The sequence below is a fragment of the Mycobacterium sp. E3198 genome (assembly GCF_001667015.1).
GTDB lineage: Bacteria > Actinomycetota > Actinomycetes > Mycobacteriales > Mycobacteriaceae > Mycobacterium.
On record NZ_LZIS01000080.1, the window covers coordinates 1 to 7,974 of the forward strand.

At 67.5% G+C, this 7,974-nt stretch carries 4 protein-coding genes; 1 reads left to right on the plus strand and 3 read right to left on the minus strand.

Translation table 11 applies throughout. From position 1 onward, the window contains the following. Positions 1 to 2: 2 nt before the first annotated feature. A complete protein-coding gene (locus A5673_RS08770) occupies positions 3 to 434 on the minus strand; it encodes a hypothetical protein (RefSeq protein ID WP_068229984.1) in 432 nt (143 codons plus the stop codon). Positions 435 to 484: 50 nt separating this feature from the next. On the opposite strand from A5673_RS08770, the gene A5673_RS08775 reads away from it, so the two are divergent. After that, positions 485 to 1,336 carry an LLM class F420-dependent oxidoreductase gene (locus A5673_RS08775; RefSeq protein ID WP_068229986.1) on the plus strand — a complete coding sequence of 284 codons (852 nt, stop codon included), beginning with the start codon at positions 485 to 487 and terminating at the stop codon, positions 1,334 to 1,336. Positions 1,337 to 1,667: 331 nt separating this feature from the next. Here the strand turns inward: A5673_RS08775 and A5673_RS08780 are convergent, their stop codons facing one another. Both A5673_RS08780 and gltB read right to left on the minus strand, forming a co-directional pair. Further along, positions 1,668 to 3,134 (minus strand): glutamate synthase subunit beta, encoded by a 1,467-nt coding sequence (locus tag A5673_RS08780; RefSeq protein WP_068229990.1) that lies wholly within the window; start codon positions 3,132 to 3,134, stop codon positions 1,668 to 1,670. After that, positions 3,127 to 7,704, minus strand: coding sequence for a glutamate synthase large subunit (gltB, locus tag A5673_RS08785; RefSeq protein WP_068229993.1), 4,578 nt, complete (start codon positions 7,702 to 7,704; stop codon positions 3,127 to 3,129). The genes A5673_RS08780 and gltB overlap by 8 nt, the downstream gene beginning before the upstream one ends. Positions 7,705 to 7,974 lie beyond the last annotated feature (270 nt).

Consider the following 7,974-nt stretch of genomic DNA (forward strand, 5'->3'; position numbering starts at 1 on the left):
GGTCACCAGAACTGGCCGGCGATGAACCCGGCGAGCAGTACGGCGAAGCCGCCGATCTCGCCGGTGATCAGCAGCGCCATCGAGACCTCGGTGCCCCGGTTGGGGTGCTCGAACTGGTTGACGGTGTCGCGGCGCGCCCCGTGGCTGATGTAGCTACCGATGGCCGCCACGAAAAAGAACACGACGACGCCCGCCGCTGTCAGGTTGGCCCACGCCGGCCAGGCGCTGAGTTCGACGAAGACCGCCAGCAGCAGCGTCGCGAACGAGTAAAGCAACGCGGCGCGGTGCGCGATGTCGACGTACGGGTGGGCCCGGTGGTCGTCGGCGGTCATGATCTGCCGGTATTTCCAGACGCCGAGAACCAGCGCGAGCAGGAAGATCAGCCCGGCAGCCAGCAGGGTGACCTTGGTGTCGAGGCCCAGTGAGTACGTCATCGCGTAATGAGTTTAGTTTCCCTTAATAAAGCCCGACTACCGTCGGGTCAATGCGATTCGCGTTCAAAACCTCACCCCAAAACACCACCTGGGCCGACATGCTCGCCGTCTGGCAGGCCGCCGACGACATCGAGGTCTTCGATTCCGGGTGGACCTTCGACCACTTCTACCCGATCTTCTCCGACAGCTCGGGGCCCTGCCTCGAGGGCTGGACGACGCTGACCGCGCTGGCCCAGGCCACCGAGCGGCTGCGGCTGGGCACCCTCGTCACCGGCATCCATTACCGCCACCCCGCGGTGCTGGCGAATATGGCGGCGGCGCTGGACATCATCTCGGGCGGTCGCCTCGAACTCGGGATCGGCGCCGGCTGGAACGAGGAGGAGTCGGGCGCCTACGGCATCGAGTTGGGCTCCATCAGGGAACGGTTCGATCGATTCGAGGAAGCCTGCCAGGTGTTGATCAGCCTGCTGAGCGAGGAGACCACCGACTTCGCCGGCAAGTACTACCAACTCAAGGGCGCCCGCAACGAGCCCAAGGGCGTGCAGCGCCCGCATCCGCCCATCTGCATCGGCGGCAGCGGCGAGAAGCGCACGTTGCCGCTCACCGCGCGCTACGCCCAGCACTGGAACTTCGCCGGCGGTCCTCCCGAACTGTTCGCGCAGAAGCGCGACGTCCTGGCCGCGCGGTGCGCGGACGTCGGGCGGGACCCCAAGGAGATCACGTTGTCGGCCCACCTGCGACTGGAGCCGGACCTCAACTACGGGAAGGTCATCGAGGACGCGGCGGCGCTGGGCGCCGAGGGGCTGGACCTCGGCATCGTCTACCTTCCCCCGCCGCATGACGCCGCCGTGCTGGAGCCGTTGGCCGAGGCGATCCGGGATTCGGGGTTGTGGGACGGCTGATCCCGAGCAAACCTCGGCAGCGCGGGTGCGGGCGGGGCTAGACCCCGAACAGCATCAGCTCTTCGGCGGTGATCAGTCGTTCTTGCTTAGCGGGAAACTCGCGGCTCTTTACCGGGTGACGTAACCACGACCAGGCGATTCGCCCCATCCGCGACCGAGGTACCGGGTTGACATGCACAGTGACCACTCCTGCGATCGGTCCGTTCTGGCGGGACTCCCCCGTGACTACCCTGTGACAGAGCCCACAACGAACCATTAGACAACAACCGTCTGGCAAACGTGGGCAGAAACGCCGAATTGAATTCTTCTGTTTCTGGTGTGACTGATGTGACTAAGTAAGCGGCGCCGCCGTCGGCTTGATGGGCGCCGGCAGGGCCGTCGAACCCATCAGGAAACGGTCCACGCCGGCCGCCGCGGCCCGTCCCTCAGCAATCGCCCAAACGATCAGTGACTGGCCGCGACCCATGTCACCGGCAACGAAAACGCCGGGGACCGAGGTGTCGAAGTCGGCGCCGCGCGCGACGTTGCCGCGCTCGGTGAGCTTCACGCCGAGCTCGGTGAGCAGCCCCGGCTTCTCCGGGCCGACGAATCCCATCGCCAGCAACACCAAATCGGCCTCGAGTTCGAAGTCGGAACCGTCGACCTTGACGAACTTGCCGTCCCGCATGGTCACCTCGTGCGCCTTCAGGCCGGTCACGTGCCCGTCCTTGCCGACGAACTCCTCGGTGTTCACCGAGAACACCCGCTCGCCACCCTCTTCGTGCGCCGAGGACACCCGGTACATCAGCGGGTAGGTCGGCCACGGCGTGGATTCGGCGCGGGTGTCCGGCGGGCGCGGCATGATTTCGAACTGGTGCACCGCGATCGCACCCTGCCGGTGCACGGTGCCCAGGCAGTCGGCCCCGGTGTCACCGCCGCCGATGATGATGACCTTCTTGCCTTTGGCGGTGATGGGCGGCTCGCCGTCGGGACCCAGGACGTCGTCGCCCTCCTGGACCCGGTTGCCCCACGGCAAAAACTCCATCGCCTGGTGGATGCCGTCCAGCTCGCGGCCGGGGATGGGCAGGTCGCGCCACGCCGTGGCCCCGCCGGCCAGCACCACCGCGTCGAAGTCGCCGCGCAGCTGTTCGACGGTGATGTCGACCCCGACGTTGACGTTCGCCCGGAACTCGGTGCCCTCGGCGCGCATCTGCTCCAGCCGCCGGTCCAGGACGCGCTTTTCCATCTTGAATTCCGGGATGCCGTAACGCAGCAGCCCGCCGATGCGGTCGTCGCGCTCGAAGACCGTCACGCTGTGACCGGCGCGGGTCAGCTGCTGGGCCGCGGCCAGACCCGCGGGCCCCGAACCGACCACGGCGACCTTCTTGCCGGTCAACTTGTCCGGCGGCAGCGGCACCACGAAGCCTTCCTCGAAGGCCCGGTCGATGATCTCCAGCTCGATCTGCTTGATCGTCACCGGATCCTGGTTGATGCCCAGCACGCACGCCGGCTCACACGGCGCCGGACACAGCCGCCCGGTGAAGTCCGGGAAGTTGTTGGTGGCGTGCAACCGTTCGATCGCGTCCTGCCAGTGGCCCCGGCGCACCAGGTCGTTCCATTCCGGGATCAGGTTGCCCAGGGGACACCCGTTGTGGCAGAACGGAATACCGCAGTCCATGCAGCGGGTGGCCTGCTCGCGCAGGGTCTCCTCGTCGAAGTCCTCGTAGACCTCGTTCCAGTCGCGCAGTCGCAGCGGGACAGGCCGGCGCTTCGGCAATTCCCGATGCGTGTATTTCAGGAAGCCGCTCGGATCAGCCATGCGCGGCCGCCATGATCGCCTTGTCCACATCCTGGCCGTCGCGCTCCGCCGCGGCGATCGCCTGCAACACCTTCTTGTAGTCGCGCGGCATCACCTTGACGAAGTGGCGGCACTGGCCGGGCCAGTCGGCCAGGATCCGCTGGCCGACAGCGGAATCGGTGGCGTCGACGTGTGCCTGGATGGCGCCGTGCAGGTACTCGGCGTCGTCCTCGTCGAGCGTCTCGAGCTCCACCATTTCGGCGTTGAGGTTGTTCGGCAGTTCGCCGTCCGGATCGTACACATAGGCCAGACCCCCGGACATGCCCGCCGCGAAGTTACGCCCGGTGCGGCCCAGGACGACGACCTTGCCGCCGGTCATGTACTCGCAGCCGTGATCGCCGACGCCCTCGACCACGGCGTGGGCGCCGGAGTTGCGGACCGCGAATCGTTCGCCGACCACGCCACGCAAGTAGACCTCCCCGCTGGTGGCGCCGAACAGGATCACGTTGCCGCCGATGATGTTGTCCTCCGCGACGTAGTCCTGCGGCGCGTTGTCCGACGGTCGCACCACGATCCGACCGCCGGACAGACCCTTGCCGACGTAGTCGTTGGCGTCGCCGTAGACACGCAACGTGATCCCCCGGGGCACGAACGCGCCGAAGCTGTTGCCGGCGGAGCCGTCGAAGGTGATGTCGATCGTGCCGTCCGGCAGGCCCTGCCCGCCATAGGCTTTCGTGAGCTCGTGGCCGAGCATGGTGCCCACCGTGCGGTTGACGTTGCTGATCGTGGTGGAGAACCGGACCGGCTTGCCGGAGTCCAGCGCCTCGCGGCTCATCACGATCAACTGCTGATCGAGCGCCTTGTCCAGGCCGTGATCCTGGCGCGAGCTGCAGTACAGGTCCTGGTTCATGAACGCCGACTCCGGCTCGTGCAGTACTGGCGCCAGGTCCAGCTTGTGGGCCTTCCAGTGTGCCCGCGCCAGCGTCGTGTCCAGCGCTCCGACCTGGCCGACGGCCTCGTTGAAGGTACGGAACCCCAACTGCGCCATGTACTCCCGCACCTCTTCGGCGATGAACATGAAGAAATTCTCGACGAACTCGGGCTTGCCGGTGAACCGCTCGCGCAGCACCGGGTTCTGGGTGGCGACGCCGACCGGGCAGGTGTCCAGGTGGCACACCCGCATCATGATGCAGCCGGCCACCACCAGCGGGGCGGTCGCGAAGCCGAACTCCTCGGCACCCAGCAGCGCGGCGATCATCACGTCACGCCCGGTCTTGAGCTGACCGTCGACCTGGACCACGATCCGGTCGCGTAACCCGTTGAGCAGCAAGGTCTGCTGCGTCTCGGCCAGCCCCAGCTCCCACGGCGCGCCCGCGTGCTTCTGCGACGTCAGCGGCGTCGCGCCGGTGCCGCCGTCGTGCCCCGAGATCAGCACCACGTCGGCGTGCGCCTTGGAAACCCCGGCCGCCACCGTGCCCACCCCGTTCTCGGACACCAGCTTCACGTGCACGCGCGCCGCCGGGTTGGCGTTCTTCAGGTCGTGGATCAGCTGCGCCAGGTCCTCGATCGAGTAGATGTCGTGGTGCGGCGGCGGCGAGATCAGCCCGACGCCGGGCGTGGAGTGCCGGACCTCGGCGACCCACGGGTACACCTTGTGGCCCGGAAGCTGGCCGCCCTCACCGGGTTTGGCGCCCTGGGCCATCTTGATCTGGATGTCGGTGCAGTTGGTCAGGTAGTGCGACGTCACCCCGAAGCGCGCCGAGGCGACCTGCTTGATCGCGCTGCGGCGCCAGTCCCCGTTGGGGTCGCGGTCGAACCGCTTGACGTCTTCCCCGCCCTCGCCGCTGTTGGACCGACCGCCCAGCCGGTTCATCGCGATGGCCAGCGTCTCGTGCGCCTCGGCCGAGATCGAGCCGTAGCTCATCGCGCCGGTGGAGAAGCGCTTGACGATCTCGCTGGCGGGCTCGACCTCATCCAGCGGAACGGGGGGCCGCACGTCGCCGCGGAACTTCAGCAGCCCGCGCAGCGACGCCAGCCGCTCGCTCTGGTCGTCGACCAGACGGGTGTATTCCTTGAAGATCTTGTACTGCCCGGTGCGGGTCGCGTGCTGCAGCTTGAAGACGGTCTCCGGGTTGAACAGGTGGTACTCGCCCTCGCGGCGCCACTGGTACTCGCCACCCACCTCGAGTTCGCGGTGGGCGCGCTCGTCGGGCCGGTCGAGGTAGGCCAGCTTGTGGCGGGTGGCGACGTCCGCGGCGATGTCCTCCAGGGTGATCCCGGAGGTCGGGCAGCTCAGCCCGGTGAAGTACTCGCCGAGCACGTCCTCGGAGATGCCGACCGCCTGGAACAGTTGCGCGCCCGTGTAGGAGGCCAGCGTCGAAATGCCCATCTTGGACATGACTTTCAGCACGCCCTTGCCGGCGGCCTTGACGTAGTTGTTCAGGGCCTTGTTGCGGTCGATCCCGTCGAAGTCGCCGCGATCCAGCATGTCCTCGATCGACTCGAACGCCAGGTACGGGTTGATGGCCGCCGCGCCGAAGCCGATCAGCGCCGCCATGTGGTGCACCTCGCGGGCGTCGCCGGTTTCGACCACCAGGCCGACATGGGTGCGGGTCCGGTCGCGCACCAGGTGGTGGTGCACCGCCGACACCGCCAGCAGCGACGGGATCGGGGCCAGCTGCGCGTCGGATCCGCGGTCGGACAGGATGATGACCCGGGCGCCGTCGGCAATCGCCGCCGACGCCTGCGCGCGCACCTCCTCGAGCGCGGCGGCCAGCCCCGAGCCGCCCTCGGCGACCGGGTACAGGCAGTGAATCACCTTGGACCGCATGCCGTGTGGGCGCCCGTTGATCCGGTCGTCGGGGTTGAGGTGGATCAGCTTGGCCAGCTCGTAGTTCCGCAGGATCGGCTGTTGCAGCATGATCTGGTGACAGGAGTTCTCGTCCGGGTTGAGCAGGTCGCGCTCGCCGCCGGTGGTGCCCTGCAGGCTGGTGACCACCTCCTCGCGGATGGCGTCCAGCGGCGGGTTGGTCACCTGGGCGAAGAGCTGCTGGAAGTAGTCGTAGAGCATCCGCGGACGCTGCGACAGCACGGCCACCGGGGTGTCGGTGCCCATCGAGCCGATCGGCTCGGCGCCGGTGCGCACCATCGGAGCCACCAGCAGGTTGAGCTCCTCGTAGGTATAGCCGAAAGTCAACTGCCGCTTGACGAGTCGCTCGTGGGGCATCCGGGCGTACTCGCCCGACGGCAGGTCGTCCAGCGGTACCAGGCCCTTGTCGAGCCACTCTTGGTAGGGGTGCTCGGCAGCCAGTTCCGCCTTGATCTCCTCGTCGGAGACGATGCGGCCCTGGGCGGTGTCCACCAGGAACATCCGGCCGGGCTGCAGCCGCATCCGTTTCACCACCGTGGCCGGGTCCAGGTCGAGCACGCCGGCCTCGGAAGCCATCACCACCAGGCCGTCGTCGGTGACCCAGATCCGCGACGGACGCAGGCCATTTCGGTCCAGCACGGCGCCGATGATGGTGCCGTCGGTGAACGTCATCGACGCCGGTCCGTCCCACGGCTCCATCAACGAGGCGTGGTACTGATAGAACGCCCGCCGCGCGGGGTCCATCGACTCGTGGCGTTCCCACGCTTCGGGGATCATCATCAGCACCGCGTGGGCCAGGCTGCGCCCGCCGAGGTGGAGCAACTCGAGTGCCTCATCGAAGCGCGCGGTGTCGGAGGCGCCGGGGGTGCAGATCGGGAACAGCTTCTCGACGTCGTCGCCGAACAGGTCGGTCTCGATCAGCGCCTCGCGCGCCCGCATCCAGTTCTCGTTGCCGGTGACGGTGTTGATCTCACCGTTGTGCGCGATGCGCCGGAAGGGGTGCGCGAGCGGCCACGACGGGAAGGTGTTCGTGGAGAAGCGGGAGTGCACGATGCCCAGCGCGCTGGTCAGCCGATCGTCTTGCAAGTCAAGGTAAAACGCCTTGAGCTGCGGGGTGGTCAGCATGCCCTTGTAGATGAAGGTCTGGCCGGAAAGGCTTGGGAAGTAAACGGTTTCGCGACCGGGGCCGTCCTGGCCCGGGCCCTTGGTGCCCAGCTCGTGCTCGGCGCGCTTGCGCACCACGTAGGCGCGGCGCTCCAGCGCCATCCCCGAGGCGCCCGTCATGAACACCTGGCGGAAGGTGGGCATCGCGTCGCGTGACAGCGCGCCCAGCGACGAGTCGTCCGTCGGCACGTTGCGCCAGCCGATGACCTGCAGGCCCTCGGACTCGGCGATCTTTTCGACGGCGGAGCACGCGGTGGCGGCGTCCTTCGACGACTGCGGCAGGAACGCGATGCCGGTGGCGTAGCTGCCCGCAGGCGGCAGCTCGAACTCCACGACTTCGCGCAGGAACGCGTCCGGGACCTGAATGAGGATGCCGGCTCCGTCACCGCTGCGCGGCTCGGCGCCCTGGGCACCGCGGTGTTCGAGGTTGAGCAGCGCGGTGATCGCCTTGTCGACGATGTCCCGGCTGCGACGGCCGTGCATGTCGACGACCATGGCTACCCCGCACGAATCGTGCTCGAACGCGGGGTTGTATAACCCGACGCGCTTGGGCGTCATATGCACCTGACCCTTCAACCAGAACGTTCTTCGCTGCCGTGACGAGCGGCTCCGACGGGGCCGCACCCTGTGGTTGCGGGCTCAAGCCCCTCCGGTCTTGTCGATCGGCTGTGCCCCAGGTGGAGACGATCCGTCAGGGATTCGTCCGTGCAGCGCTGAACGGTGGCCTGGAACTGGTTTCGACAAGTCGTAAAACGATATGACAATACCCGCCTGACATGCCAACTTCGTTAAGTCTAACCGCCGGCGGGCAGCGGCGTAAATTCGCGG